We start from the raw sequence: 26,264 nt of genomic DNA, 5'->3' as shown, positions 1-26,264 counted from the left end.
CTTCTATGGAAACCCGCCCACCCTTACCGCCCTTTACCCTGGAAACTGCCATGCAAAAAGTACGCATGGCCGAAGATGCCTGGAACAGCCGCGACCCGGATCGCGTGATCCAGGTCTACACGGAAGATACGGTTTGGCGTAACCGTGCCGAGTTTCCAGTAGGGCGCGCAGAGGTGCATCAGTTTTTAACGCGCAAATGGGCGCGCGAACTGGATTACCGTTTGATCAAGGAAATCTGGGCGTTTCTGGATAACAAGATTGCTGTGCGCTTTGCCTACGAGTGGCACGACGACGCGGGCAATTGGTATCGCAGCTACGGTAATGAAAACTGGATGTTTAACGACGCCGGGCTGATGATGCAGCGCCATGCCAGTATTAACGACCTGCCGATTAAAGAAGCAGACCGCAAATTCTTCTGGCCCCTGGGCAGACGCCCGGATGAGCATCCCGGACTGACCGCACTGGGTTTATAAGGCGACACATGTTTCAAGTCATGCTGCAAATGGCCTTGCTGATTATGGCAGGCATGCTCTGGCAACGGTGGGCGCCCTCGCACATCACAGCCCTGTCGCACCGTCGTGCACTGACAGATCTGGTGTTTTATGTGCTATTGCCAGCCTTGGTGCTCAATATCTTATGGCAAGCACCGTTTGATTTAAGTGCAGTCAAAATTGCGCTGACTGCCGTGTGCCGCTTGATGGTCGCGGCCTCGTGCATGTGGCTGGTACTGCAATTATTGCAACGTCTGATGACCGTGACCCGTGCCCAGCAAGGCGCACTGATGCTGGCGGCCACCTTCCCGAACGCGACCTACCTTGGACTACCGGTGACCAGCGAGGTATTGGGCGACTGGACGCATGAAATTGTGCTCAAGTTTGATCTGTTTGCCTGCACGCCGATCTTACTCAGCCTGGGCATGCTCATGGCGCAACATTTTGGCCATGCTGAACAACGCTCGCACCCGCTCAAGGAACTCATGCGCGTGCCACCGCTATGGGCCTTGCTCTTGGCGGCCATCCTCAATCTGTGCAACATTCCGCAACCGGTCATGGTTGCACATGCCTTGCATACCCTGGCGGGGGGCGTGGTGCCCTTGATGTTGATTGCACTGGGCATGAGCATCCGCTGGGATACTTTTAAACTGAAATTCATGCCCTTGTTATTGCTCGTGTGTGCCATTGGCCTGTGCGTCGCACCGCTGGTGACCTGGTGCTTTGCACAATGGCTGGGCATCTCGGGTGACACCCTGACCGCCTGCATTTTGCTGGCTGCCATGCCGACCATGGTATTTGGCATTATCATCTGCGAGCGCTATCACCTGGATGGCGCACTGTATGCCGCGGCCGTGTTTTTGAGTACCCTGCTCAGCATCGCCAGCCTGTCAGTATGGTTTGCAGCATTGCAGCCCTGACAGCAACCGCTTTAGCTCGTTAAAACCATCCTGTCCGACGGAATCTTTGCCGTCAAATCTGTCATACGTCATATGACGAGTTGTCTGCAAGCGCAACTGTTTTTATGATGCAATCCATCAGTCATGCCTCCGTGAAGTGTTATTAGGGATTATCAAACGATCATGCCGAAAACCACGACCAACTATTACCTCAGTGCGCATCCCGCGCCACCGGATACGCTGGCCAGTTTGCTGGCGGGCGCCGGGATCACGATTAATGGCAACGCGCCCTGGGATATCCAGGTGTATGAAGAAAGCGTCTACCGCGATGTGTTGACCAAAGGCTCGCTCGGACTGGGACAGGCGTTTATCGAGGGCCGCTGGGGCTGCAACCGGCTGGACGAGTTTTTCCATCGCGTCATGCGGGCGGACCTGGATGAAAAAATGGGCGGGACGGCCAGACTCAAATTATTGGCTGAGATCATTCGTCATACCCTGTTTAACCTGCAAGCGCCGCACCGGGCTTATCAGGTGGCGCAGCAACACTACGATATTGGCAATGATGTGTTTGAAGCCATGCTGGATTCGAGCATGAGTTACTCTTGCGGCTACTGGCAACATGCGCAAACGCTGGAAGAAGCCCAGCGTCACAAGCTGGATATGATTTGCCAAAAGCTGGATTTGCAACCCGGTGACCGCGTACTGGAAATCGGCTGTGGCTGGGGCGGGCTGGCCAAACATATGGCACAACACTATGGGGTGCAGGTGCTCGGCATCACGGTGTCAGTTGAGCAACAGGCCTTAGCCAGAGAACGTTGTGCAGGATTGCCGGTGGATATCCAGCTCAAGGACTACCGCGAGTTGCATGGTCAATTCGACAAAATTGTCTCGGTTGGCATGTTTGAGCATGTGGGCCAAAAGAACTACGAAACGTATTTTGCCACCGCACAGCGCTTGCTTAAGGATAACGGGCTGTTTTTGTTGCATACCATCGGCAATCATAAAACCGCCCTGCATACCGACGCCTGGATAGACCGCTATATTTTTCCGAATGGCAAATTGCCGTCGGCCAGCGAAATCACTGGGGCGATTGAAGAAAAGTTTTTAATTGAAGACTGGCATAACTTCGGACCGGATTATGACCGCACCCTGATGGCCTGGTGGGACAAATTCAACCGTGCCTGGCCTGAATTGCAGTTTAAATATGATGAAAGTTTTTACCGGATGTGGAAATACTACCTGATGTGTTGTGCAGGCTATTTCCGCGCCCGGCAAGGGCAACTCTGGCAGCTGGTATTGAGCAAACGGCAGAGCAACCGTGTCTATCGCTCAATCCGCCCGCAGCCAGTCAGTTGATGTTGACGTAGTCTCTCTGTGTTCTTGACCTTAATATGACGGCCTTGGCCGTCATTTTTTTATGTGCCGTTACCCTTGAAAATCTACAACCACAAAAATTTTTAAGCGCCGATACACGCCGATGAGCGCGGACTGCCCTGCTAACATTCTGCTGCGCTTGAAACTGCGCGCGCTTTGCTTACGCTAAAAACTCACACCGGGTCTCGCCTGATCGACGTTTATCTGCTTTCATCGGTGAAAAATCAACACCCCAATATTTGCAATAAAAACCATTTTTATTTATTATTTTGCAAATTAACCTTAAGTTAAACGCAAAATGCTCGGATCAAACATCAGGGAATTGCGTAAATCGCAAAATTTAACCTTGCAGCAACTGGCTGCCCGCATGGGCACAGATGCCAGCAATTTATCGCGCATTGAACGCGGCGAGATTGGCATCTCTGAAGCCCTGCTGCGCGCTGCCGCACAGGCACTGCATACCACGCCTGGCCGGCTCTATGATGCCAACCTGACCCCCGTCTCGCTGACCAACACGCCACCAGCCATCCTCTCTAGCACGAATAGCAAAGAGTTTGTGCATTGGTTTCGCTCTGCGGCGCCTTATATCCACGCCTTTGGCGGCAGCACCTTTGTCATTGCATTTGGCGGAGAAGTCGTCAGTGAACAACAGTTTGTGGCGCTTTCGCACGACCTCAACCTGCTGGCCAGCCTCGAAGTCAGACTGGTATTAGTCCATGGTGCCCGGCCGCAAATTGAGCAACGCCTGAAACGTGACCACCTCACCCCCAAACTGCATAACGGCTTGCGGATCACCGATGATGCCGCCATGGAGGCGGTAAAAGAAGCCAATGGTGCCATCCGGGTAGAGATTGAATCACTGTTATCCATGGGCATTGCCAACTCGCCGATGGCAGGCAGCGACATCCGTGTTGCCAGTGGTAATTTTGTCACCGCCAAACCCTTGGGCGTACGCGACGGTGTGGATCTGCAACATACCGGCGAAGTGCGCAAGATTGATGCGGTCGGCATCCAGAAACGGCTGGACGATGGTGAGATGGTGTTGTTGTCGCCCATGGGCTACTCCCCCACCGGCGAGACCTTTAACCTGACCCTGGAAGATGTCGCGGTGAGTGCCGCGATTGCGCTGGATGCAGAAAAACTGATTTTCCTGATGGACTCAGAAGGCATCCAGAACCTGCGCGGCGAATTGTTGCGCGAAATGACCTCGGCCAAGGCGCGCAACCTGCTACGTAACGTGCAGGAAAGTGATGAGCCGATTTTTTATTCTGAGGACGTCAATTATTACCTGCCCGCCGCCGTGCGTGCCTGCGAGCATGGCGTGGCCAGAACCCACCTGATCTCACGCCACATTGATGGCGCCATTATTCAGGAGCTGTTTACGCGCCAGGGCATAGGCACCATGATCACCGAACTGTCACTGGAAACCATGCGCCAGGCCAATATCGAAGATGTAGGCGGCATTTTGCGGTTGATTGAACCCCTGGAGAATGAGGGCATTCTGGTGCGGCGCGGCCGCGAACGCATCGAGATGGAGATCAACTATTTTTATGTGATGGAACACGATAACCGCGTCATCGGTTGCGCGGCTTTATATCCGTTTCACGAGGAAAAAATGGTCGAGTTCGCCTGCCTGGCGATAGATCCCGCTTACCGTGGCGGTGGCCGCGGTGACAAGCTGTTTAACTATTGCCAGCAGCAAGCCAGTCAAAAAGGCTTTAAACAGCTTTTCTGCCTGACCACCCGCACCGAGCACTGGTTTCTGGAGCGCGGCTTTAGCGAACAAAGCGTGGAGCAACTGCCGCAAGAGAAACTCAAGTTCTATAATTTCCAGCGCAAGTCCAAGGTATTTGTGAAACCTTTGTAAGGCCGCAGCCCAAAGGCTGACCCTTTTATGGCCCCTAAAAAACAAACAATGGCCTTAGCTTCTTGAAATGCAACCATTTCATGCCCACTTACGTTACATTGGATATCCGATTGCCATGCAAGCGCTCTGGCAATCCAGCATTTATTTAAAACACAGAAACAAAAGGAAAACATGAAACAGTTTTGGAAGCTATTGATGGTGTTGATGGTCTGCATGAGTTTGTTCTCTGGTGTGGCAGAGGCCAAGCGATTGGGCGGTGGCGGCAGTTTTGGTAAAAATCGGCCTGCGCCTGCCAAACAAATGCAACGTGCGCCCGAAGCGACGCCACAACCAGCCCCTGCGGCTGCACCACGTAACGGGATGAGCAAATGGATGGGGCCATTGGCCGGTCTTGCCATTGGTGCCGGCTTGGCAACCCTGTTTTCACACGGTGGATTAGGCGATTTTGCCAATAATTTCAGCACATTATTGATGGTGGTTGCAGGCTTTGCCTTGCTGATGTTTTTAGTGCGTCGCTTCAAAAATGCGCAAGCCTCGCCGCCGCAATACGCCGGCGCAGGCGCACCGTACGCCCCCGCCGGATTTCAATCTGAATCCGCATACAACGCCAGCGCTGCATCCACAATAAAAGCTGATATTCCTGCCGATTTTCCGGTGGATAGTTTTTTACGTGGTGCCAAAGCTTCATTTATTCGTCTGCAAGCCGCCAACGACCGCAAAGACATCCAAGACATTCGTGAATACACCACCCCTGAGGTCTATGCTGAAATCAGCCTGCAATTGCAAGAACGCGGCGATGCCCCACAAATAACCGAGGTATTGAATATTGATGCCGAGCTGATTGAGGTGGTCACTGAAGGCGCTTACACCATTGCCAGTGTGCGTTACTCGGGTCAGTTGCGCGAAAACAATGCTGCGATTGAACACATCAATGAAATCTGGCACTTGCAAAAAGCGCTAGAGCCAAGCAATGCGCCATGGTTATTGGCAGGGATTCAGCAAGCCTGATCTGGATGATGCATCCAGATTAAGCCACCGGCTGCCCTAAATTCGCATGAGGTGTAAGCGCTGTTTTTTAATCAGCGCTTCACATTTCTGCGGTAAAATTCACGCTGTTTTGAACTCAATACGGACCTCCGATGATGCAACATGCCACTGCCTCGCAAAAGGCAAAAACCCTGTCCGAAGCGCTGCCCTACATCAAACGCTTTTTTGATAAAACCATCGTGATCAAATATGGCGGCAACGCCATGACGGACGATCGCCTCAAAGAGTGTTTTGCGCAGGATGTGGTGCTGTTAAAACTGGTGGGCATGAACCCGGTGGTGGTACATGGCGGCGGCCCGCAAATCAATGAAATGCTGGACAAGCTGGGCAAAAAAGGCGAATTCATTCAGGGCATGCGCGTCACCGACGAAGAAACCATGGACGTGGTAGAAATGGTGTTGGGGGGGCAGGTGAACAAGGAAATCGTTAACCTGATTAACCGTCACGGCGGTAAAGCGGTGGGGTTAACTGGGCAGGATGGTAACTTTATCCATGCGCACAAACTGCTGATGGAAGACCTCAAAGACCCGAGCAAAATGATTGATGTCGGCCAGGTGGGCGAGATTTCCGGCATAGACCCCAGCATCATTACGTTTCTCGATAGCGGTGACTTTATCCCGGTCGTCGCGCCGATTGGCGTAGGCAAGGATGGCGAAACTTATAACATCAATGCCGATGTGGTGGCGGGCAAACTGGCTGAAATCCTTAATGCAGAAAAACTCATTTTGCTGACCAATACGCCAGGCGTGCTGGATAAAAATGGCCAGCTGCTGACCGGCCTGACACCCAAGCAAATCGATGACCTGGTAGAAGATGGCACCCTGAGTGGCGGCATGTTGCCAAAAATCGGTTCTGCGCTAGATGCGGCGCGCAGTGGCGTCAAGTCTGTGCACATCATTGATGGCCGCGTGGAGCATGCCTTGCTGCTGGAAGTGTTGACCGACGAAGGCGTGGGCACGCTGATCAAGGCGAAATAGCCATTCAGCCACGCTCATCAGCAGTGCCCAACCATGGCTGAGATTATTTTATACAGCAACAAACTGTCGCGTGGCCGTGCCGTGCACTGGCTGCTCGAAGAGTTGGGCATTGCGTATCAGGCGGTGTGGCTGGACTTTGGTCCGGCCATGAAAAAAGCAGACTACCTGGCCATCAACCCCATGGGCAAAGTACCTGCCCTCCAGCATGGCGGGGCCGTGGTCACCGAGACGGCTGCGATCCTGACCTATCTGGCAGACACGTTTGCCGACAAGGGCTTGATTCCAGCCGCAGGCACCCCGGAAAGGGCCGCTTTTTACCGCTGGATGTTTTTTATCGCCGGTCCGTTGGAAGCGGCAACCACGGCTGAGTTTCTGGGCTGGCAAGCGCCGGAAAAAACACCTTTGGGTACGCCTTGTCAGGCTTTTCTGGGCTTTGGCTCACTGACACTGACGCTAGATACCCTGGAATCGCATTTACGCCAGCATGCCTATGTGTGTGGCGACCAGTTCACCGCCGCCGATGTCTATCTGGCGACCCATTTGGCGTTTGGCATACGTTACACCAAAGCCTATCCACCACGTGCCGTCTTTGACGACTACTTAAACCGCCTGCTGCACCGCCCGGCCAAATTGCGGGCAGATGCCCTTTAATCTGGCACGACAGTAATGACGCGCAGGGTGTGGATTTTTGACCTGGACGACACCCTGCACAACGCCTCGGCGCACATCTTCCCGGTGATGAACCGCGCCATGACCCAATATATCCAGGATCACTTGCAGCTGGATGAACCAGCCGCCTGCGCCTTGCGCCAGCATTACTGGCAGGTCTATGGCGCCACCCTCAAAGGGCTGATGCGCCACCACGGGGTCAACCCGCATCATTTTCTTGCAGAAACCCATGCCTTTCTGACGGACGAAATGGTGCATACCACCAAACAGCTCAGACAATTATTGCAGCAACTGCCGGGACGTAAATGCGTCTTCACCAACGCACCGCGTCACTATGCGTTGCGCGTGCTGCAAGTGCTGGGCATTGAGGATTGCTTTTCACTGGTCTTCAGTGTGGAATCCAGTGGCTTTCACGCCAAGCCCAGCGTGCGCGGGTTTCAATTGCTGCTACGCCAGCTTAAATGCCGTGCGGCAGATTGCACCTTGTTTGAAGACAGCCTGCCCGCACTGATGACGGCCAAACGGCTGGGGATGCGCACGGTGTGGATCAGCCGCAAGTTACGCAAACCAAACTTTGTGCAATATAGGTTAGCGCATATGTTGGCGCTCACTCACAGCGGCCTGAAAAAAGGGCCGCTTTACATTCCCGCCGCCGGTGAATAAGGTTAAAATACGGGTCAAAATAACCACCTAACGATCAGGCTCAGGCTCCCACATCATTATGGCTACCATCAATAAAGAAGCACGCGCAAACCGTAAACAGCAAATTCTGGAAACCCTGGCAGGCATGCTGCAAACGCCACGTGGCGAAAAAGTCACCACGGCAGCCCTGGCTGCCAAACTCGATGTTTCCGAGGCGGCACTTTACCGCCACTTTGCCAACAAGGCCAAAATGTTTGAGGGCCTGATCGAGTTTATTGAAAGCGCGTTGTTTGGTGTCATGAACAAAATCACCACCGACGAAACCGATGGCCTCAAGCAAGTACAGCTGATGCTGCAAACCATGCTCAAGTTTGCCGAGCGCAATCCCGGCATGTCACGGGTGTTGATTGGCGATGCCCTGGTCAATGAAGATGACGCCTTACAATTACGTATCAACCAGTTGCTGGACAGGTTAGAAGCCAGCCTCAAGCAATCGTTGCGTATTGCCGAGGCACAGGGTCACAAAATCAATGATGCCGGCACGGCGGCCAATACCATGATCAGTTTTGTGCTGGGCCGCTGGCATGCTTTTGCCAAAAGCGGCTTCAAACGCAAACCGAGCGACAATCTTGAGCAACACTTGGCCCAGCTGATTACGGGCTGCCTGCAATAAGTTTCAACAGAAAGTATCACGGATGGAAACCACTATTTTTGGCATGAATGAAGCCCAACTCACCGAGTTTGGCATGTCTTGGGGCCTCGCGTTCCTCATGCTGTTTATTGTCTTTATTGTGGGCAACCTGGCCTGGAAATCCAAAGCGGGCAAAACCGGCACTTTTGCCTTGTTTCTTGCCCTGACGCTGGGGCTGGTCGGATTCCTGGCCAAATTTGCCATTCAGCACTATCTGAATATTCACTAGCTGAATATTCACCTGTTTTATCAAAACCAGCACCTGCTTTATACTGCATGCTCCCTTGGTGAGGTGAAGCAATGCAGCACATCCTGGTTTACTCAGACTCGTTAAGCTGGGGCATCATCCCCAATACCCGTCAGCGCCTGCCGTTTGAGCAGCGCTGGCCTGGGGTCCTCGAAATCAGCCTGAGTCAAATGCAGCAACGCGTGCGCGTGATTGAAGATTGCCTGAATGGCAGGCGCACGGTGTTCGAAGACCCGTTCAAACCCGGACGCAACGGCCAGCAAGGGTTGGCGCAGCGTATCGAAATCCATTCGCCGCTGGCGCTGGTCATCCTCATGCTGGGCACCAATGACTTTCAGTCCATGCATCCGCACACCGCCTGGCACGCCGCGCAAGGCATGGCCAGCCTGGTCACCACCATACGTCAAGCCCCCATTGAACCAGGCATGTCTGTCCCCCAAGTCATGATCGTGGCACCACCACTCATCACTCAACCACAAGGACCGATTGCAGAAAAATTCACCGGCGCCGCACAAAAATGCCAGGGACTGGCCACGGCTTACCGCGCAGTCAGCCAGGCGATGGATTGCCTGTTTGTCGATGCAGGGCGCATCGTCACCGCCAGTGAAATAGATGGCGTGCATCTGGATGTAACACAACATCTGCAATTAGGGCAAGCCCTGGCCCATGAAGTGAACGCGTTTCTTGGGCAGCAAGCCTGAATTGGCTATTGCGATCCTGCTGTCCGTCCGCTACCCTTAATCAATTTATCACACCACCGTTTTCGCCATGGATCACGTACTGCCCCCTCAAGATAACGATACTTATAAAACATTGCTGGAATCCACCAAAGCGATTCCATGGAAATTAGACTGGGCCTCCAAACAGTTCACTTATATTGGCCCACAAATTGAGTCCTTACTCGGCTGGACACAGGACAGCTGGCAATCCGCAGAGGACTGGGCCGCACGCATGCACGAGGAAGACCGCGATCGGGTATTCAATTTTTGTATCTCGCAATCACTGCAAGGCCTGGATCATGAAGCCGACTACCGCGCACTGACGGCTGACGGTGGCTTTGTCTGGATACGCGATGTAGTACATGTGATCCGTGCTGCGAACGGCGAGCCCGAGGCACTGATTGGCTTTATGTTTGATATCAGCGAACGCAAACAAACAGAGCAACAATTACTGGATTTGCAAAAACAACTTGAAGTGCTATCCTATCAGGATAGCCTGACTGGCGTCGCCAACCGCCGCATGTTTGACAGCGTGCTGGAAAAAGAATGGCTGGAAGCCAGCCGACATCAGCAGCCCTTGGCACTGATCATGATCGATATCGACTATTTCAAGCAATTCAATGATGCTTACGGGCATCTGAAAGGCGATGAGATACTCAAGCAAGTCTCCAGCCTCTTGTCTCATGCTGGCGTGCGTGTAAATGATTTTTTTGCCAGATTTGGCGGCGAAGAGTTTGCCTGGATTTTACCGGAGACCGATCTTGTTTCCGCAGGCAAGATTGCTGAGCGTTGCCGCCATCTGATTTTCAAGGCACAGATTCCGCATGCGCACTCAGCCGTCAGTCAGCTGCTCACCATCAGTGTGGGGGTGGGCAGTATCATCCCCTCAGCAACAGACCAGATGAATGATTTTTTGGCGGATGTTGACAGACTGATGTATCACGCCAAGCATCAAGGCAGAAACCGGATAGTCTTGCAGGAAGAGGTTTAGACCCTAAACGATCGCGGACTGGTTAATGCAGATGCATGGCCTGCTGGATGGCCTGTGTTCTGGCTTCCGCCACCGCTTGTTTGATCTGCACAGGTGACTGGCATTGTTTGGCAATCGCGCCCGCGTCTACGGTCAAGGCCGCCTGCAATGCGCGGCTCAGGTGCTCGGCATCCTCCAGTGGGCATCGCTCTAATCCCAGCCGGCCTCGGCTGTCACATTCACAGGCCTTGAGAAAATCCTCAAAACGGCTGCGCTGTCTGAATGCGTCCAGCTCCTCTAGAAAATGCAGCAGCGTACTTGCCTTCATTTGCCGCGCCGCATGCAATTTGCCGTGATATTTCGCCACCACCAATGACAGATCCTTGCAATCATTGGGCACTTTGAGGCGGGCCACGACATCCCTAATCAGATCAACGCTGCGCAACTCATGGCCAATATGGCGCGGCAGCACTTCAGCAGGCGTAGTGCCCTTGCCCAGATCATGGGTCAGTGCCGCAAAGCGTACAGGCAGGCTAAAGGCTTGCGTCGCAGCGTAATCAATCACCATCATGATATGGATGCCGGTATCCACTTCAGGATGATAAGTGGCGGTTTGCGGTACACCCCACAATCGGTCCAGCTCTGGGAAGATGATTTTCAACGCGCCGCAAGCACGCAGCATCTCAAACATGCGGCTCGGTTGGGACTCCATGAGGCCTTTGGCGATCTCTTGCCAGACGCGCTCGGGCACCAGGGCATCCACCTCGCCTGCAGCGACCATCTCGCGCATCAGCACCATGGTTTCAGGTGCCACAGTAAAATCGGTAAATCTGGCTAAAAAACGGGCAGCACGCAGGATTCTGACCGGATCTTCACTAAACGCGGCTGTCACATGCCGCAAGATTCTTTTTTCAATATCTGCCTGGCCACCGAACGGATCAATCAGTTGACCCTCCGCGGTCTGGGCAATGGCATTCATGGTGAAGTCACGGCGAGCGAGATCTTCCTCCAAGGTCACGTCTGGATCGGCGTGAACACTAAAGCCCTTGTAGCCTTTGGCGGTTTTGCGCTCGGTACGCGCCAGCGCGTACTCTTGCTGGGTCTGGGGATGTAAAAAAACGGGGAAATCCTTGCCGACTGCGCGGTAGCCTGCGGCTAGCATTTGTTCGGGGCTGGCACCCACCACCACATAGTCACGGTCTTTGACGGGCAGGCCGAGCAGGCTGTCCCGCACGGCACCCCCTACCTGGTAAATCTGCATGACAGGCAGCCCTGTACGCAATCAACGTCTGGCGTTGATGACACGCCCAGCGGCCGCGCGGAACTGATCATAAGCCCCCCGCGGATTGTTTTTGACCAGATACCCGGAAATCACGGCGAACATATCCGTCGGGACCACACACAGTTCGTTGGCCATCGGTTGCTGGCACACATTATCTACCTGCATGGATTTGACGTTATCGCGTGAGATCAGCTTAATGGGCAACAGCTGCATAAAGCTGCCTTGCAGCAGAGACATGCGCAGGCTCAAGCCCAGGATGGGGCGCTGCACATGGATGGTTTTCATGACCGCCTCAATAATTTGCTGCAAGGTCATGATGGCGGGGCCACCCAGCTCATAAGTCTTGCCATAGGTCGCAGGTTCATCGACAGCATTCACCATGGCGGCAGCGACGTCTTCCACCCAGATTGGCTGGAACTTGGCATTGGGCATGGCCAGTGCCAGCACGGGAATCCATTGGATCAGCTTGGCAAACAGGTTGATAAAGCGGTCACGTGTGCCAAAAATGACTGAAGGCCGGAAGATAGTCACATGCAGTTTTTTGCTGAACGCCATGACGGCACTGTCCCCCGCGGCCTTGCTGCGCAAATATTCACTGGGGGCGCTGGCAGAAGCCTGCAGGGCGCTCATATGCAGCAAACGCTGAATCCCCAACGCTTCGCACAATTGCGCGACCTGGCGTGGAAACTGGTGATGCATTTTTTCAAAGGCGTTATCACGGGTTTGATGCAAGATACCAATCAGGTTAATCACCACATCACTGCCCTGCAATTGCGCCTTGAGGGCGGCGTGATCATGAATATCACACTCAACCACCTGCACATTAGGCAGCAAAATCAAGTGCTTGGCCTGCTCGCGACGCCGCGTCAGCACTTTGACTTGGTAACCGGCCTGATCTAGCCTGGCGACCACACTGCTACCAACAAAACCGCTACCACCCAACACTGTGACTGTCTTCATTTGCTTGTTCCTGATGCGTCTTGCGTTAACTGAGTTCGTATTTGCTTATTGTACCGAAAAACCGCCGCTTACTCTTGCTCTGAAATCGTGATCGTGGTGGTGACCGTGTCAGCCTCTGCCACACTGCGTGCGGGGATCGTCCCCAGACGTTTCTTGAGGGTCACCACCGGCAAGCCCAACCGCGCAGCGTACATATGCGCATTGGCCAGTACTTTTTTCACGTAATTGCGCGTCTCGCTAAACGGGATGGTTTCGGCATAAATTGCGCCTTCCAGCGGCGTACTGGCCGCCCAGCGACGTGCACGGCTGGGGCCGGCATTGTAGGCGGCGGTGGCCATCACCTCCTGGCCATTAAACGTATCCAGCGTGTAGCGCATGTAATAAGTGCCCAGATTCACATTGGTTTCGATGTCATGCAGCATGCCATCATGGTAGCTATTCAAGCCGAGTTTTTTGGCGATCCATTTGGCAGTAGCAGGCATCACCTGCATTAAACCACCTGCGCCCACCGATGACTTGGCGTAGTGCATAAACCGGCTCTCCTGCCGGATAATGCCATAGACCCAGGCTTCATCAATCTCCCGGCTGCGAGAGGCTTTTTGCAGGTAATCGCGGTAGGGCGTGGGGTACCGTAACTCAAAATTATGGGTACGGCTGGTTTTGTCTGCCGCCAGCACCGCCAGGTCAAACCAGCCTTTCAGCATGGCATATTGTGCGGCGACGATACGTCCGGGATCATCCAGCGCTTCCAGCAAGTACATCCACTCCAGCCTGGCCTCGTAGCGTGCCTCGACGTCAAACAAGGCTTCCATGCGTTTGACTGCCGGTTGCCGTGCAAACTGCCGGACTTCGTCGTCAGCGGGTTGATAAGTGGCCGTCGGCTCACCCAGCATTGGCCCCAACTCTTCAGCGGCCAGCCAGCCATAAAAATGCCGCTCCTGCGAGAGTTTAGCCAATAAGGCATTGGCTTCTGCAGGCGTCCCCTTCATCAGCAGCGCACGTGCTTTCCAGTACCGCCAGGCAGCCTCTTCGCCCAAGACCGGCGGCATGTCAGAGATCACTTTCAGCAGCTGGTTCCAGTCCTGCTGACGCAAAGCGGCCCGTGCATACCATTCCCACTGCTCGTTATTGAGCACAGAGGCAGTCACTTTGTTAAAACTTTGCAAGGCTTCCGGCGCGTGTTTACGTGCCGCCTCCAGTGCGATATAAGCCTGAACCAGTTGTTTTTCTTCAGCATCCAGCAAGCCGTTATATTTTTGATAACTGGCCCGCGCGACCTCGATCTCCGCCTTGGCCTGTCTATGGAGGATATACATATACAACGCCCGGCCATAAGCGCTACGGTCCTGAATCGTGCCTTTTTTCAGCGCTAACGCCGGGTTTTGCGTGACTTCGTCCAGTTGTTTAAACAGCGCAGCATCTGTTTTGCTGCTGCGTTTGGCCATTGTTTTGGCCAAGCCGGGCTTGTTGGCAAACAGCGCGTCCCGATACAGGGTCAGTAACAACTTCTCGTCGAGCACGCCCACTTGCTGCAAGGCTTCCAGCATGCCCTGACAATCGGGCGGCAGGTCTTTGCCCGCCAGCAACAGTTTCTTGCCGTCCTCGTAGGCATTCGGATCATCCATGGCGATCCCAGCCTGAATCTGGTAACACTGGTTACCCACATCGTTGAGGCTGTAATACATGGGCATTTGCGCACGCATTTCAATAAACTGGTCCCAGAACTGCAAGCGGCCTAGTCGTTTCAGCCACAACTCACGCACCCGCTGTGACAGCAAGGACTCATTGTTTTCTTGCAAAAACGCCTGCACCTGGTTGTAAGAGAGTTGATCCAGTGTGAGGATCATCTGCCAGTATTGCAGATAAGGCAGCAACGGCGAGCGCTTTTGCCTGAGCGTATCAGTAGCTTCGGATAATTGGGCCAGGTTTCTGGTTTGATAGGCCTGTTTGGCCTGTGCATAGACCTCGGCGTCGCCAGCGAATGCAGCGGTCGCCACAATGAACAGCGCAGCAGCCAGTGCCACGAAAAAGGGGAATCTAGTCTTCATGCATTAACGATCACGTGATGGCGTGATCAATTTCAAATTCTGGCCAATCGACTAAGGAAAAAGAACAACAGCAACAACAGGATGACCACAAACCCACCGCGCCAGACTGCTTTGAGCCAGCGCCAGTAGCGTGGCTGCCCGGTCTGCCAGCTCAGCAAACCCAGGATCAGGGTGCTCAACACCAGCACGGCAAACAAGATTCGTATCCACCACATTGTGATCTGCCTGGACGCGGTTTACGCCGGTAACAGCGGCGCCGGACTAAAATAGTCGCGTTGTTTGACAAAGCCAACCGGGGCATGGGCGTCGTTATCAAACGTACAGTATTCCCAGGCGCTTTCATCGGCCAGCAGGGCGCGCAGTAACTGGTTATTCAAGGCGTGGCCCGATTTGAACGCAGTAAACTGTCCGATAATCGGATACCCCAGAATATACAAGTCGCCAATCGCATCGAGGACTTTGTGCTTGGCGAATTCGTCTTCATAACGCAAGCCACCGCCGTTGAGGACTTTGTATTCATCCAGCACAATCGCGTTATCGAGGCTGCCGCCTTTGGCGAGCCCATTGGCCCGCAGGTATTCGACCTCATGCATAAAGCCGAATGTGCGTGCACGGCTGATCTCGTCCACATAGCTCTGGCTGTCGTAATCAATGGTGACTGTTTTGCCAGAAAACTCGAACACGGGATGTGCAAAATCAATAGTAAATTCGGCTTTAAAGCCATGGTGCGGCGTAAATTTTGCCCATTTATCGCCTTCGCTTACTTCTACCGGCTTGAGGATACGCACGAATTTTTTCGGTGCCTCCAACTCAGCCAGTCCGGCCGTTTGCAACAGATAGATAAACGGTCCCGAGCTGCCATCCATGATGGGCACCTCGGCAGCCGTCAGTTCTATCAATACATTGTCTACCCCCAAACCGGCGAGGGCAGACATTAAATGCTCCACGGTAGCCACGCGCGCACCTGAAAACTCTAGGGCGGAGCTCAGGCGAGTGTCATTCACTGCCGTCGGGGCAACCCGCATGGCAGGCGTATCGGGCAAATCGATGCGCTGGAACACCACTCCGTGATCGGCGGGCGCAGGCTTGAGCGTCAGCGTGACTTTTTCACCGCTGTGCAGCCCAACGCCAGTGGCGCTGATCGATTGTTTAAGCGTGCGTTGCTTTAACATGGTTTTCTCTACTCTTAATGATTGGCGACATTATAAGCCAATCGCTGTACTCACTCATGATTCATCTGGCCTTCCCTGTGTTGCACTCGGTTCCGCCAGGGGCATCATTAGTCAGCCTGCTTGCGCAAAAATGCCGGAATATCGTATTCCTCAATCCCGGAGTTCTTCATGGCTTCGACCTGCGCACGGCGGCTGTTGCTGGTGAATACGGCTGGCTCGTCTTCTTCAACCGTGTTGAAGATCGGCTGGTTAGTCGTACCATCACGCAGGGTCGTCATCACCTTGAGCTCAGGTTTGGCCTGGCGTTTGCCCACGGAACCGTTCAAGCCGGTGGCCACCATGGTCACACGCAGGTTATCGCCCATGCTTTCATCCATCACGTTACCGACGATCACGGTCGCATCTTCTGCGGTGAACTCCTTGATCGTGTTCATCACGTCATAGTATTCACGCATCTTGAAGCTGCCGCTGGCACTGATGTTCACCAGTACGCCACGCGCATTGGCCAGATTCACGTCTTCCAGCAAGGGGCTGGCAACCGCTTGTTCTGCCGCAATACGTGCACGGTTCGGACCGCTGGCTTCTGCAGAGCCCATCATCGCCATGCCCATTTCAGACATCACGGTGCGTACGTCAGCAAAGTCCACGTTCACCAGGCCTGGGCAGTTGATGATTTCAGCGATGCCAGACACGGCATTGTGCAAAACGTCATTGGCTGCACGGTAAGCTTCTACCACGGTCACGTCTTCACCCAGCACGTCCATCAGCTTTTCGTTAGGGATAACGATAAGAGAGTCTACGTATTGGGAAAGTTCTTCCAGACCTTCTTGTGCGACTTTGGCACGCTTGCCTTCAAAGGCAAACGGCTTGGTCACCACGGCCACGGTCAGGATGCCCATTTCACGCGCCACTTCTGCAATGATCGGTGCAGCCCCAGTACCAGTCCCGCCACCCATGCCTGCGGTAATAAACAACATGTCTGCACCATCAATGGTTTCAGCGATACTGTCGCGGTCTTCCAGCGCGGCTTCGCGACCGATTTCCGGTTTGGCACCAGCGCCCAGGCCTTTGGTAATGTCAGAACCAATTTGCAGCACGACTTTGGCATGGCTCTTTTTCAAGGCCTGCATATCCGTGTTGGCGCAAATAAACTCAACGCCTGTCACGCTCTTGGTCATCATGTGCTCTACGGCGTTTCCACCGCAACCACCGACCCCAATCACCTTGATCACGGCGCCATCATTCTCTTTGTCAAAAATCTCAATCATACTCACCCTCCATTGCCTATTATTTGAGTGCTTGGTTTGCCCCGCACACTCGCCCTAAAACACATTAAAAAAACAACAAAAACCTAAAAGTTGCCGGTAAACCAGCGCTTCATTCGTTCAAACAATCTGCCAAATGACCCGGACTGCAGATCGCCTACCATTTGTTTCTCCACCTGCTGTTTGGCCATCAGCAACAAGCCGATGCCAGTGGCATAGCGTGGATTGCCCACCACTTCTGACAAGCCCTCCACATAGCGCGGCACACCCAGACGCACCGGCGTATGGAAAATCTCTTCGCCCAGCTCGACCATGCCGCGCATTTGTGCCGCGCCGCCGGTAATGACGATGCCGGAAGCAATCATGGATTCCATGCCACTGCGGCGCAGCTCTTGCTGTACAAACTCGTAAATCTCTTCGACGCGGTCTTCAATCACCTCGGTCAGCGCCTGGCAGGACAACTGGCGTGGCTCACGGCCATCCACCGCAGGCACTTCCACCACTTCGCGTGGGTCGGCCAGCTGGCGCAAGGCACAGCCATGCTTGACCTTGATCTCTTCTGCCGACTGCGTCGGCGTGCGCAAGGCCACCGCGATATCATTGGTAATCTGGTCACCCGCAATCGGGATCACTGCGGTATGGCGGATCGCGCCATTCTTGAACACCGCCAGGTCTGTGGTACCGCCACCGATATCCACCAGGCATACGCCCAGCTCTTTTTCATCATCAGTGAGCACAGACTCGCTGGAAGCCAGTGGCTGCAAAATCAGGTCGCTGACTTCCAGGCCGCAGCGCTTGATGCATTTGACGATGTTTTGTGCCGCGGCAATGGCACCGGTCACAATATGTACCCGCACTTCGAGGCGGATGCCGCTCATGCCCAACGGTTCGCGCACATCTTCCTGACCGTCGATAATGAATTCCTGGGTCAGGATATGCAGAATCTGCTGGTCTGCCGGCAAGGCAATCGCACGGGCGGTTTCTACTACGCGGTCGATGTCCATCTGCGAGACTTCGCTCTCTTTGATTTTCACCATGCCGTGCGAATTGAGGCTTTTCACGTGGCTGCCCGCAATGCCGGAATACACGGTATTGATCTTGCAATCCGCCATCAACTCCACTTCTTCAATCGCGCGTTGAATCGCCTGCATGGTGGAGTCAATATTCACCACCACGCCTTTTTTCAAGCCACGGGAAGCATGCTGCCCGACCCCGATCACTTTCAGGGTGCCTTCCGGCAAAATCTCTGCCGCAATCGCAACAATCTTCGAGGTGCCGATATCCAGCCCCACGATCAAATTTTTATCTTCTCTGACTCTACTCATGTGTTTTCCTTGACCTTCTTTCTGGCAATGTGCCGCCTACGCCCCAGGTCGTGGCATGCGCAAGGCAAAACCATTCGGGTAGCGTAAATCGGCATAACGCCAGTCGCTCTCTGCAATACTTGCTTGCTGACGGTAAGCCGTCACAAACTGTTGCAATCTTTGTTTCGCGGCTTCTCGCCCCAGCATCATCTGGCGGCCATCCGCTGTTTTAATTTCCCAGGCACGGCGCGAAGACAGGCTCAGCTGCTGTATCTGTAGCGGCGTGCCTGCCAGCATCTGTGCAAAACTGGCATAGCCTTGCGCCACTTCTTTCACGGCATCGCCCGGCCCATAAAAGGTTGGCAATTGCTCATCTGAGGCGGCCTGAAACAGTTCGCCATGCTTGTTGACCAGTGCCACACCGCCCCAACGGCCCAGAGCCTGATGCTCTTCAATCTGTACCACAATGGTGTCTGGCCACTGGCGACGGACGGCCACCTTGCGCGCCCAGGGCAGTTTTTCAAAAGCGGTACGCGTGCGTTGCAAATCCAGCGTATAAAAATTGCCCTTCAGGTATTTGCGCACAATGAGCTGGATCTGCTCATGGTTCACATGGTCGAGGTTGCCCTCCACCTGTACCTGCTTGACCGGGAAGATGGGCAAATGCAATACCACAAACAACAAGGCGTACAACAGCATCACCACTGCCAGTGAAAACAGCAGATTGGCGATCCAGTTCAGCAATGTTGGTCTATCCCACATCGTCTCAGTCGTCCTCGTTACGCGTCACGCAAGGTTTGTTGCAAAATACGGATCACCAAGGCATCAAAGTCCATGCCGGCCGCTTTTGCTGCCATCGGCACCAGGCTGTGATCAGTCATGCCCGGGCTGGTATTCACCTCCAGAAAATAGTGTTTACCGGCCTCATCCATCAAAAAGTCCACTCGTCCCCAGCCTTTGCAGCCCAGCACCTTGAACGCCTGCACGGCTTCAGCCTGGATCTGTTGTTCCTGCTCGGCAGACAAGCCACAAGGGCAGCGATACTCGGTGTCGTCGCGCAAATACTTGGCCTCGTAATCGTAATATTCGTTTTTGGGCACAATGCGCACGACAGGCAGTGCGGTCTCGCCCAGAATACCGACGGTATATTCACCGCCACCGACAAACTGCTCGGCAATCACCAGCGGGTCTGACTGTTTGGCCAATGCATAGGCTGCCTGCAAATCCCCCGCCTGCTTGACCTTGCTGACACCGATGCTGGAACCTTCATTGGCCGGTTTCACAAACAGCGGCAAACCCAGTGCCGTGACGACATTTTCAACATGGGTACTGTCATCCATGAGCACATAGTTAGGCGTGGTCACACCCGCAGCCGTCCACAACAACTTGGTGCGCCACTTATCCATGCCCAGTGCCGACGCCATGACGCCGCTGCCGGTATAAGGGATGCCCATTAACTCAAGCGCCCCCTGTATGGTGCCGTCTTCACCAAAGCGGCCATGCAAGGCAATAAAGGCACGGTCAAACTGCTTGAGCGCCGACAAGTCCTGGCTGGCCGGATCAAAGGCATGCGCATCCACGCCCTGGCGCTGCAAGGCCGCCAGCACAGCCGAACCACTTTTGAGCGACACTTCACGCTCGCCGGAACGACCGCCGAACAACACGGCCACTTTGCCAAATTGAGACTGACTTGTACTCATGCTTGTAAAACACCTTCCCCAATTACTTTTACTTCTTGCACCAATGCCACGCCCTGTTTGGCGCGCACGGTGGTTTTCACGTGCTCAATCAGGGCTTCAATATCCGCCGCGCTGGCCTGCCCCAGATTCACAATAAAGTTGGCATGCTTTTCAGAGACCTGCGCGCCACCGATGGTGGCCCCCTTCAACCCTGAAGCTTCAATCAGCCGCGCAGCAAAATCGCCTTCAGGATTTCTAAAGGTAGATCCTGCACTCGGCATATTCAGTGGCTGGCTGGCCAAGCGCTTGGCCAACAACTGCTTGATCTGTTCGGCAGACGCCTTGCCATCGCCGGCAGGGACGGCAAACCAGCCGCCCAAAAACCACTCATCTGCCGCCGGATGCGCCACATGACGATAGCTGGGCTGGTATTCAACTTTTGCACGGGTTTGCACGACGCCGGCACGGTTAATCGTTTTTACCTGATCCACCCATTGCCAGGTTTCCCCCCCATAACAACCGGCATTCATCGCCAGCGCACCGCCGACGGTGCCCGGAATGCCAGCCATAAACTCGGCCCCAACGCGGTCCTGGCTGGCCGCAAAGCGCGCCAGCTTGGCACAGGTCACGCCAGCATCCGCATAAATACGCTCACCGTGCATCTCCAGCGCTTGCAGCGCCTGATGCATGACCACCACTGTGCCGCGCACCCCGCCATCCCTTACCAGCAGGTTGCTACCCAGGCCAATAAAAGTCAGCGGCTCGCTGGCCGATAACTGCTGCAAAAACTGCTGCAAGGCTTCTACGCTGTCAGCCAGCACCAGGCGATCCGCCGGGCCGCCGACACGCCAGCTGGTATAGCGGGCCAAAGGCTCGTTCTTGAGCACTTGCAAGCCTGAGGTTTTCACACGGGTGGCACTCATACGCTAGCCAGCTCCCGTGTTTTGGCCGCCACGCTACCGATATTGCCAGCGCCCATCACCACCACCACATCGCCAGGCAACACACTCTCAAGAATGGCTGCAGGCAGCTCTTCCGTGGTTTCCACAAAGCGAGGCTCCACCTTGCCGTTGACGCGGATGGCGCGGATCAGGCTGCGCGTATCCGCCGCCACAATCGGTGATTCGCCCGCCGAATACACTTCGGTCAACAGCAAGGCATCCACGGTCGACAGTACTTTTACAAAATCTTCAAAACAGTCGCGCGTACGGGTATAGCGGTGCGGCTGGAAGGCCAGCACCAGACGGCGACCCGGGAAGGCGCCGCGCGCGGCTGCAATCACCGCCTGCATTTCAATCGGGTGATGTCCGTAGTCATCCACCAGCGTGAAGTGTCCACCGGCAGGCCCGCCTTGACTGATCGGGATTTCACCATAACGCTCAAAGCGACGGCCCACCCCGCGGAACTCAGCCAGCGCCTTGAGGATGGCGGCATCCGGCACATTCAACTCGGTAGCAATCGCAATTGCCGCCAGCGCATTCAGCACATAGTGGTGGCCGGGCAGGTTCAAGGTCACTTCATTACGCACGGTCACGCCGTTTTTGCGCACCAGGGTGAAATGCATCTTGCCGTTGTCGGCAACAATATTTTCCGCGCGAATCGCGGCCTCTTCGTGCGTGCCATAGGTGGTCACCGGCCGGGTGACGCGCGGCAGGATTTCACGCACATTGGCGTCATCGATGCACAACACAGCCATGCCCCAGAAAGGAATCTGCTGCAAGAACTCGACAAACGCGGTTTTGAGTTTGTCAAAACTGTGCTCGTAAGTGTCCATGTGGTCCTGGTCGATATTGGTCACCACCGCCATGATCGGCGTCAGGTGTAAGAACGACGCATCAGACTCATCCGCCTCTACCACGATCCATTCACCCGTGCCCAAGCGCGCATTGGCGCTGGCGGCTTCTAGCTTGCCGCCAATGACAAAGGTCGGATCCATGTCGGCCTCTGCCAGAATGCTGGCAATCAGGCTGGTAGTGGTGGTTTTGCCATGCGTGCCTGCCACGGCGATGCCTTGCTTGAAGCGCATGAGTTCGGCCAGCATGACCGCACGCGGAATCACGGGCACTTTGCGCGCACGCGCGGCGATGATTTCCGGGTTTTCTTCATTGATCGCACTGGATACCACCACCACATCCGCATTGCCAAGATGCTCGGTGGCATGGCCCTGAAACACGGTGGCGCCAAACCCTTGCAAGCGTCTGGTGGTGGTATTGCTGGCCAGGTCTGACCCGCTGACTTCAAAGCCCAGGTTCAGCAGCACTTCGGCAATGCCGCTCATGCCCGAGCCGCCGATGCCGATAAAATGAATTTTTTTGACTTTATGTTTCATAGTGCTTTAAGTTTTCCGTTGTTCTCGGCCAGTTGCTGGCAAATCGCTGCCACCTGGCGCGTGGCCTGTGGCCTGGCCAGTGTGCGCGCTTTTTGCGCCATCGCCAGGCAAGTGGCTCTATCCAGTGTTTGCAACAAGGCGGCCAATGACCCAATGTCCAGGTCACGCTGTTGTATCAGCTGCGCCGCGCCTGCTTGTGCCAAATACGCGGCATTGGTGGTCTGGTGATCATCCACCGCAAACGGGAAGGGCACCAGAATGCTGGCAGCGCCCACATTGGCCAACTCCGCCACGGTCAGGGCTCCAGCCCGGCAAATCACCAGATCTGCCCAGGCATACACTTCTGCCATGTCATGGATAAAGGCGCGGCAATCAGCCGCCACACCTGCCTCGGCATAGGCTTTTTTCAAAGCCTCAATCTGTTTTTCACCAGACTGATGAATGATCTGTGGCCGCGCATTGGGCGGCAACTGCGCAAAAGCCTGTGGCAACAAGGTGTTCAATGCCACCGCGCCCAAACTGCCGCCTACCACCAGGAACCGCAACACGCCGTGATGCTCGGCAAAGCGCTGTTCGGGCGTAGGCAAGGTGGTAATGCCTTCACGTACCGGATTACCGACCATTTCCCCTTTGGCTCCCAACGCATTGGGGAAACCAGTCAATACACGGTTCGCCAGCTTGGCCAGCACTTTATTGGTCAACCCCGCCACCGAGTTTTGCTCATGAATCACCAGCGGCACGCCAGCCAGCTTGGCCATGACGCCGCCTGGAAAAGCGGCAAAGCCACCCATGCCCAGGACCACATGTGGTTGATACTGCTTGATCGCCGCCCGTGCCTGTGAAAATGCACGCGCCAGTTTGACTGGCAATGTCACCCAGCTCATGAGGCCTTTACCGCGCACGCCTTGCATGGTCATCATGGCTTTTTCATAAGGTTTGTCTGCAATCAGGCGGTTTTCCATGCCCCCCTCGGTGGCCAGCCAGACGATCTGCCAGCCTTGTGCATGCAAGGCATCGGCCACGGCCATCGCAGGATAGACATGGCCGCCAGTGCCGCCCGCCATCACCAGTAATGTGTATGCACGGGTCATGACTGCAAGCCTTTCTGCAGACGTCTGTTCTCGAAGTCAATGCGCAGCAACACCGATAAAGCGATGCAGTTAGCCAATATGCCGCTACCACCGTAAGACAAAAGTGGCAAAGTCAGGCCTTTGGTGGGCAACAGGCCCATATTCACGCCCATATTGATAAAACCCTGCACGCCCATCCAGACGCCAATCCCTTGTGCCAGCAAGGCCGAGTAATAACGCTCATTGGCAACGGCTTCTTTGGCAATGCTAAAGGCGCGGATCACCAGCCAGGCAAACAGCAAGACCACGACCAGCACACCGACATAGCCCAACTCTTCCGCCACCACGGCCAGTAAAAAGTCAGTATGTGCCTCTGGCAGATAGAGCAGTTTTTCCACACTGCCGCCCAGACCCACCCCCCAAAACTCACCCCGACCAAACGCGATCAGGGCATGCGATAACTGATAACCGGTATCAAATGGATCATCAAACGGATTCAAAAAGCCTTTCATGCGCTCCAGACGATAGGGTTCCATCACCACCAGACCAATCACCGCCAATGGCAAGGCGCCCAGCATGGCCAGAAACACCTTGAGATTGACGCCCCCCAGCCACATGATGGAAAACGCAATCGAGGCCGTGACAGCAAACGCGCCAAAATCAGGCTCTTTCAACAGCAGCACGCCGACAAACACCATCACACCCAGCATGGGTAAAAAGCCTTTTTTAAAGCTGTGCATGCTGCTAGCCTTGCGCACGGCATAGTCGGAGGCGTACATGGCAATAAACAGCTTCATGAGTTCTGAAGGCTGCAGATTCATGATCAACAGGGAAATCCAGCGGCGGCTGCCATTGACCACTTTGCCGATGCCGGGGATCAACACCAGAATCAGCAGCACAATGCCGGCAATAAACAGGTAGGGCGACATCTTTTGCCACCAGGCCATGGGCACTTGAAACACCACGATGGCTGCCCCCAAGCCGACTGAAATATACAAAGCCTGGCGCACCAGGAAGTAGGTGCTGTTATGGCCAAACATCTTGCTTGAGTCGGCGTAGGCGATGGAGGCCGAATACACCATGACCATGCCAAACGCCAGCAGTGACAACACCACCCACACCAGCGACTGATCATAGCTGGGCGAGTTATAGCGCTCACGCGACATCATCAACGGCCCAAGCATGCGGCCTCCATGGCTTTCACAGCCTCGACAAATACCTGTGCGCGGTGTTCGTAGTTGCGGAACATATCAAAACTGGCGCAGGCAGGGGACAGCAAGACCGCATCGCCCGCCTCAGCCAGCGTTTTAGCAATATGCACTGCCGCAGTTAGATCAACGGCATCGACCACAGGCAATTGCAAGTGCTGCAAGACCTGTTGAATTTTGGGACCATCACGGCCGATCAACACCACAGCGCGTGCATGGTGCAACACGGCATCACGCAAGGGATTAAAGTCCTGGCCCTTGCCGTCGCCGCCCGCAATCAGCACCACTTTTTGTGGTTTGCCCTGTTTGAGCATGCCGCTGATGGCAGCGCAGGTCGCGCCGACATTGGTGCCTTTGGAGTCATCATAAAAGTCGACATCCTCAATATTGGCCACCCACTCCACGCGGTGTGGCAAGCCGGCAAACGACTGCACGGTATGCAGGATGGAAACCTTGTCTATGCCGATAGCCTGTGCCAGCGCAATGGCAGCCAGGGCATTGGCAATATTGTGTTTGCCGCGAATCTGCAGGGTATCGGCTTCAATATAGTGACGATTACCTGCGCACAGCCAGCCTGCGTCATTGAGGCCATAATCATTGATGCTAGGGGCCGGGTTCACGCCGAATGAAATCTGCGGTAAGGCACCGGCCAATGCCATGCTGGCAGGATCATCTCGGTTTACCACGGCAATGCGGGCATGCTGGTAGATACGGGCCTTAGCCTGCGCATAATCGGTCATGCTGTCGTATCTATCCATATGGTCCTCGGACAGATTGAGCACCGTGGCAACATCAATCTCCAGGCTGTGCGTGGTTTCCAGCTGAAAACTGGACAGCTCCAGCACATAAACGTCTGGCGCGGGCATGTGCAGCGTATCCAGCACGGGCAAACCGATATTGCCAGCCACAATAGTATTGAGACCGGCCTGTTTGCAGATTTCGCCCACCAGCGAGGTCACGGTGGTTTTGCCGTTGGAGCCGGTGATGGCAATCACCTTGGCATAAGGCGCACGGAAGCGCGCAAACAGCTCGACATCACCGACCACGGCTTTGCCTTGTGCCATCAGATCGGCCAATACAGGCTCTTTCAGTGCCACACCCGGGCTGGCCACAATCAAATCCATCGCCGCCAGCAAGCTGCTATTAAAAGGTCCAAGATGGTATTCGACCTCAGGAAATTCTTCTTGCAGGCGATCCAGGCCTGACGGATGCGGGCGTGAGTCAAACATCACCACTTCTGCGCCCATACCACGCAGCCAGCGCAACGCCGAGAAGCCGGTATCACCCAGTCCCAGGACAGCAATGCGTTGGTGTTCGAAGTTTTTTTTCATGTGTTTGCCTGACAATGACGTTT

At 54.7% G+C, this 26,264-nt stretch carries 26 protein-coding genes; 12 read left to right on the top strand and 14 right to left on the bottom strand.

What is annotated here, in order from left to right; genetic code table 11:
* The first annotated feature begins 5 nt into the window (after nt 1–5).
* The 12 genes from AACH41_RS02070 (at nt 6) to AACH41_RS02015 (ending at nt 10,614) form a co-directional block, all read left to right on the top strand.
* Nucleotides 6–473 carry a nuclear transport factor 2 family protein gene (locus AACH41_RS02070; protein WP_338656395.1) on the top strand — a complete coding sequence of 156 codons (468 nt, stop codon included), beginning with the start codon at nt 6–8 and terminating at the stop codon, nt 471–473.
* 8 nt (nt 474–481) lie between these two features.
* Nucleotides 482–1,411 carry an AEC family transporter gene (locus tag AACH41_RS02065; protein WP_338656394.1) on the top strand — a complete coding sequence of 310 codons (930 nt, stop codon included), beginning with the start codon at nt 482–484 and terminating at the stop codon, nt 1,409–1,411.
* 162 nt (nt 1,412–1,573) lie between these two features.
* Entirely contained in the window at nt 1,574–2,746 is a 1,173-nt protein-coding gene (cfa, locus tag AACH41_RS02060) for a cyclopropane fatty acyl phospholipid synthase (protein ID WP_338656392.1), read from the top strand.
* A 316-nt stretch (nt 2,747–3,062) separates the two neighbouring features.
* Nucleotides 3,063–4,631 (top strand): amino-acid N-acetyltransferase, encoded by a 1,569-nt coding sequence (argA, locus tag AACH41_RS02055; RefSeq protein ID WP_338656391.1) that lies wholly within the window; start codon nt 3,063–3,065, stop codon nt 4,629–4,631.
* A gap of 171 nt (nt 4,632–4,802) precedes the next feature.
* Nucleotides 4,803–5,639 (top strand): Tim44-like domain-containing protein, encoded by an 837-nt coding sequence (locus tag AACH41_RS02050; RefSeq protein ID WP_338656390.1) that lies wholly within the window; start codon nt 4,803–4,805, stop codon nt 5,637–5,639.
* A gap of 131 nt (nt 5,640–5,770) precedes the next feature.
* Nucleotides 5,771–6,655 (top strand): acetylglutamate kinase, encoded by an 885-nt coding sequence (argB, locus tag AACH41_RS02045; protein WP_194749209.1) that lies wholly within the window; start codon nt 5,771–5,773, stop codon nt 6,653–6,655.
* 33 nt (nt 6,656–6,688) lie between these two features.
* Nucleotides 6,689–7,306: a glutathione S-transferase family protein gene (locus AACH41_RS02040; protein WP_338656388.1), complete on the top strand. Its 618-nt coding sequence runs from the start codon at nt 6,689–6,691 to the stop codon at nt 7,304–7,306.
* A 15-nt stretch (nt 7,307–7,321) separates the two neighbouring features.
* The gene (locus AACH41_RS02035; RefSeq protein WP_275356569.1) at nt 7,322–7,987 is read left to right on the top strand and encodes a pyrimidine 5'-nucleotidase; all 666 of its coding nucleotides are present in this window, start codon (nt 7,322–7,324) and stop codon (nt 7,985–7,987) included.
* Between the two features lie 58 nt (nt 7,988–8,045).
* Nucleotides 8,046–8,639, top strand: a complete 594-nt coding sequence (gene slmA / locus AACH41_RS02030; RefSeq protein ID WP_275356568.1) for a nucleoid occlusion factor SlmA — start codon at nt 8,046–8,048, stop codon at nt 8,637–8,639.
* 22 nt (nt 8,640–8,661) lie between these two features.
* The gene (locus AACH41_RS02025; protein ID WP_194749205.1) at nt 8,662–8,886 is read left to right on the top strand and encodes a DUF2788 domain-containing protein; all 225 of its coding nucleotides are present in this window, start codon (nt 8,662–8,664) and stop codon (nt 8,884–8,886) included.
* Between the two features lie 71 nt (nt 8,887–8,957).
* Nucleotides 8,958–9,605, top strand: a complete 648-nt coding sequence (locus AACH41_RS02020) for an SGNH/GDSL hydrolase family protein (protein ID WP_338656386.1) — start codon at nt 8,958–8,960, stop codon at nt 9,603–9,605.
* Between the two features lie 67 nt (nt 9,606–9,672).
* Entirely contained in the window at nt 9,673–10,614 is a 942-nt protein-coding gene (locus AACH41_RS02015; protein WP_338656385.1) for a sensor domain-containing diguanylate cyclase, read from the top strand.
* Between the two features lie 22 nt (nt 10,615–10,636).
* Here AACH41_RS02015 and AACH41_RS02010 read toward each other — a convergent pair whose 3' ends face one another.
* The 14 genes from AACH41_RS02010 to murD form a co-directional block, all read right to left on the bottom strand.
* Nucleotides 10,637–11,854: a multifunctional CCA addition/repair protein gene (locus AACH41_RS02010; RefSeq protein WP_338656383.1), complete on the bottom strand. Its 1,218-nt coding sequence runs from the start codon at nt 11,852–11,854 to the stop codon at nt 10,637–10,639.
* Between the two features lie 21 nt (nt 11,855–11,875).
* A complete protein-coding gene (locus AACH41_RS02005) occupies nt 11,876–12,835 on the bottom strand; it encodes a complex I NDUFA9 subunit family protein (RefSeq protein WP_338656382.1) in 960 nt (319 codons plus the stop codon).
* Nucleotides 12,836–12,903: 68 nt separating this feature from the next.
* A complete protein-coding gene (locus AACH41_RS02000) occupies nt 12,904–14,883 on the bottom strand; it encodes a transglycosylase SLT domain-containing protein (RefSeq protein WP_338656381.1) in 1,980 nt (659 codons plus the stop codon).
* A 32-nt stretch (nt 14,884–14,915) separates the two neighbouring features.
* Complete coding sequence (locus AACH41_RS01995; protein WP_194749199.1) at nt 14,916–15,098, bottom strand: hypothetical protein; 183 nt, start codon at nt 15,096–15,098, stop codon at nt 14,916–14,918.
* Nucleotides 15,099–15,119: 21 nt separating this feature from the next.
* A complete protein-coding gene (lpxC, locus tag AACH41_RS01990) occupies nt 15,120–16,055 on the bottom strand; it encodes a UDP-3-O-acyl-N-acetylglucosamine deacetylase (protein WP_338656380.1) in 936 nt (311 codons plus the stop codon).
* A 107-nt stretch (nt 16,056–16,162) separates the two neighbouring features.
* Nucleotides 16,163–17,323, bottom strand: coding sequence for a cell division protein FtsZ (gene ftsZ / locus AACH41_RS01985; RefSeq protein WP_194749197.1), 1,161 nt, complete (start codon nt 17,321–17,323; stop codon nt 16,163–16,165).
* A gap of 83 nt (nt 17,324–17,406) precedes the next feature.
* On the bottom strand, nt 17,407–18,645 hold the full coding sequence (ftsA, locus tag AACH41_RS01980) for a cell division protein FtsA (RefSeq protein ID WP_194749196.1): 1,239 nt from the start codon (nt 18,643–18,645) through the stop codon (nt 17,407–17,409).
* Between the two features lie 36 nt (nt 18,646–18,681).
* Nucleotides 18,682–19,386: a cell division protein FtsQ/DivIB gene (locus tag AACH41_RS01975; RefSeq protein WP_275356562.1), complete on the bottom strand. Its 705-nt coding sequence runs from the start codon at nt 19,384–19,386 to the stop codon at nt 18,682–18,684.
* 17 nt (nt 19,387–19,403) lie between these two features.
* Nucleotides 19,404–20,324 (bottom strand): D-alanine--D-alanine ligase, encoded by a 921-nt coding sequence (locus AACH41_RS01970; RefSeq protein WP_194749194.1) that lies wholly within the window; start codon nt 20,322–20,324, stop codon nt 19,404–19,406.
* Nucleotides 20,321–21,226, bottom strand: a complete 906-nt coding sequence (gene murB, locus AACH41_RS01965; RefSeq protein ID WP_338656376.1) for a UDP-N-acetylmuramate dehydrogenase — start codon at nt 21,224–21,226, stop codon at nt 20,321–20,323. Before murB ends, AACH41_RS01970 begins: the two co-directional genes overlap by 4 nt.
* Nucleotides 21,223–22,632, bottom strand: a complete 1,410-nt coding sequence (murC, locus tag AACH41_RS01960) for a UDP-N-acetylmuramate--L-alanine ligase (RefSeq protein WP_338656374.1) — start codon at nt 22,630–22,632, stop codon at nt 21,223–21,225. Before murC ends, murB begins: the two co-directional genes overlap by 4 nt.
* Complete coding sequence (murG, locus tag AACH41_RS01955; RefSeq protein ID WP_338656372.1) at nt 22,629–23,723, bottom strand: undecaprenyldiphospho-muramoylpentapeptide beta-N-acetylglucosaminyltransferase; 1,095 nt, start codon at nt 23,721–23,723, stop codon at nt 22,629–22,631. Before murG ends, murC begins: the two co-directional genes overlap by 4 nt.
* Nucleotides 23,720–24,886: a putative lipid II flippase FtsW gene (ftsW, locus tag AACH41_RS01950; RefSeq protein ID WP_228518902.1), complete on the bottom strand. Its 1,167-nt coding sequence runs from the start codon at nt 24,884–24,886 to the stop codon at nt 23,720–23,722. The genes murG and ftsW overlap by 4 nt, the downstream gene beginning before the upstream one ends.
* Entirely contained in the window at nt 24,871–26,241 is a 1,371-nt protein-coding gene (gene murD, locus AACH41_RS01945) for a UDP-N-acetylmuramoyl-L-alanine--D-glutamate ligase (protein WP_338656370.1), read from the bottom strand. The genes ftsW and murD overlap by 16 nt, the downstream gene beginning before the upstream one ends.
* Between the last annotated feature and the right edge of the window lie 23 nt (nt 26,242–26,264).

It is taken from the genome of Methylophilus sp. DW102 (genome assembly GCF_037076555.1).
GTDB lineage: Bacteria > Pseudomonadota > Gammaproteobacteria > Burkholderiales > Methylophilaceae > Methylophilus > Methylophilus glucosoxydans.
Note: the sequence above shows the minus strand (reverse complement) of the source record. Positions and strands in the feature narration are given on the sequence as shown.

Excerpts from the sequence above, each read along its gene's own strand:
- AACH41_RS02070 (WP_338656395.1), top strand. The coding sequence starts at position 6 with ATGGAAACCCGCCCACCCTTACCGCCCTTTACCCTGGAAACTGCCATG.
- AACH41_RS02065 (WP_338656394.1), top strand. The coding sequence starts at position 482 with ATGTTTCAAGTCATGCTGCAAATGGCCTTGCTGATTATGGCAGGCATG.
- cfa (WP_338656392.1), top strand. The coding sequence starts at position 1,574 with ATGCCGAAAACCACGACCAACTATTACCTCAGTGCGCATCCCGCGCCA.
- argA (WP_338656391.1), top strand. The coding sequence starts at position 3,063 with ATGCTCGGATCAAACATCAGGGAATTGCGTAAATCGCAAAATTTAACC.
- AACH41_RS02050 (WP_338656390.1), top strand. The coding sequence starts at position 4,803 with ATGAAACAGTTTTGGAAGCTATTGATGGTGTTGATGGTCTGCATGAGT.
- argB (WP_194749209.1), top strand. The coding sequence starts at position 5,771 with ATGATGCAACATGCCACTGCCTCGCAAAAGGCAAAAACCCTGTCCGAA.
- AACH41_RS02040 (WP_338656388.1), top strand. The coding sequence starts at position 6,689 with ATGGCTGAGATTATTTTATACAGCAACAAACTGTCGCGTGGCCGTGCC.
- AACH41_RS02035 (WP_275356569.1), top strand. The coding sequence starts at position 7,322 with ATGACGCGCAGGGTGTGGATTTTTGACCTGGACGACACCCTGCACAAC.
- slmA (WP_275356568.1), top strand. The coding sequence starts at position 8,046 with ATGGCTACCATCAATAAAGAAGCACGCGCAAACCGTAAACAGCAAATT.
- AACH41_RS02025 (WP_194749205.1), top strand. The coding sequence starts at position 8,662 with ATGGAAACCACTATTTTTGGCATGAATGAAGCCCAACTCACCGAGTTT.
- AACH41_RS02020 (WP_338656386.1), top strand. The coding sequence starts at position 8,958 with ATGCAGCACATCCTGGTTTACTCAGACTCGTTAAGCTGGGGCATCATC.
- AACH41_RS02015 (WP_338656385.1), top strand. The coding sequence starts at position 9,673 with ATGGATCACGTACTGCCCCCTCAAGATAACGATACTTATAAAACATTG.
- AACH41_RS02010 (WP_338656383.1), bottom strand. The coding sequence starts at position 11,854 with ATGCAGATTTACCAGGTAGGGGGTGCCGTGCGGGACAGCCTGCTCGGC.
- AACH41_RS02005 (WP_338656382.1), bottom strand. The coding sequence starts at position 12,835 with ATGAAGACAGTCACAGTGTTGGGTGGTAGCGGTTTTGTTGGTAGCAGT.
- AACH41_RS02000 (WP_338656381.1), bottom strand. The coding sequence starts at position 14,883 with ATGAAGACTAGATTCCCCTTTTTCGTGGCACTGGCTGCTGCGCTGTTC.
- AACH41_RS01995 (WP_194749199.1), bottom strand. The coding sequence starts at position 15,098 with ATGTGGTGGATACGAATCTTGTTTGCCGTGCTGGTGTTGAGCACCCTG.
- lpxC (WP_338656380.1), bottom strand. The coding sequence starts at position 16,055 with ATGTTAAAGCAACGCACGCTTAAACAATCGATCAGCGCCACTGGCGTT.
- ftsZ (WP_194749197.1), bottom strand. The coding sequence starts at position 17,323 with ATGATTGAGATTTTTGACAAAGAGAATGATGGCGCCGTGATCAAGGTG.
- ftsA (WP_194749196.1), bottom strand. The coding sequence starts at position 18,645 with ATGAGTAGAGTCAGAGAAGATAAAAATTTGATCGTGGGGCTGGATATC.
- AACH41_RS01975 (WP_275356562.1), bottom strand. The coding sequence starts at position 19,386 with ATGTGGGATAGACCAACATTGCTGAACTGGATCGCCAATCTGCTGTTT.
- AACH41_RS01970 (WP_194749194.1), bottom strand. The coding sequence starts at position 20,324 with ATGAGTACAAGTCAGTCTCAATTTGGCAAAGTGGCCGTGTTGTTCGGC.
- murB (WP_338656376.1), bottom strand. The coding sequence starts at position 21,226 with ATGAGTGCCACCCGTGTGAAAACCTCAGGCTTGCAAGTGCTCAAGAAC.
- murC (WP_338656374.1), bottom strand. The coding sequence starts at position 22,632 with ATGAAACATAAAGTCAAAAAAATTCATTTTATCGGCATCGGCGGCTCG.
- murG (WP_338656372.1), bottom strand. The coding sequence starts at position 23,723 with ATGACCCGTGCATACACATTACTGGTGATGGCGGGCGGCACTGGCGGC.
- ftsW (WP_228518902.1), bottom strand. The coding sequence starts at position 24,886 with ATGCTTGGGCCGTTGATGATGTCGCGTGAGCGCTATAACTCGCCCAGC.
- murD (WP_338656370.1), bottom strand. The coding sequence starts at position 26,241 with ATGAAAAAAAACTTCGAACACCAACGCATTGCTGTCCTGGGACTGGGT.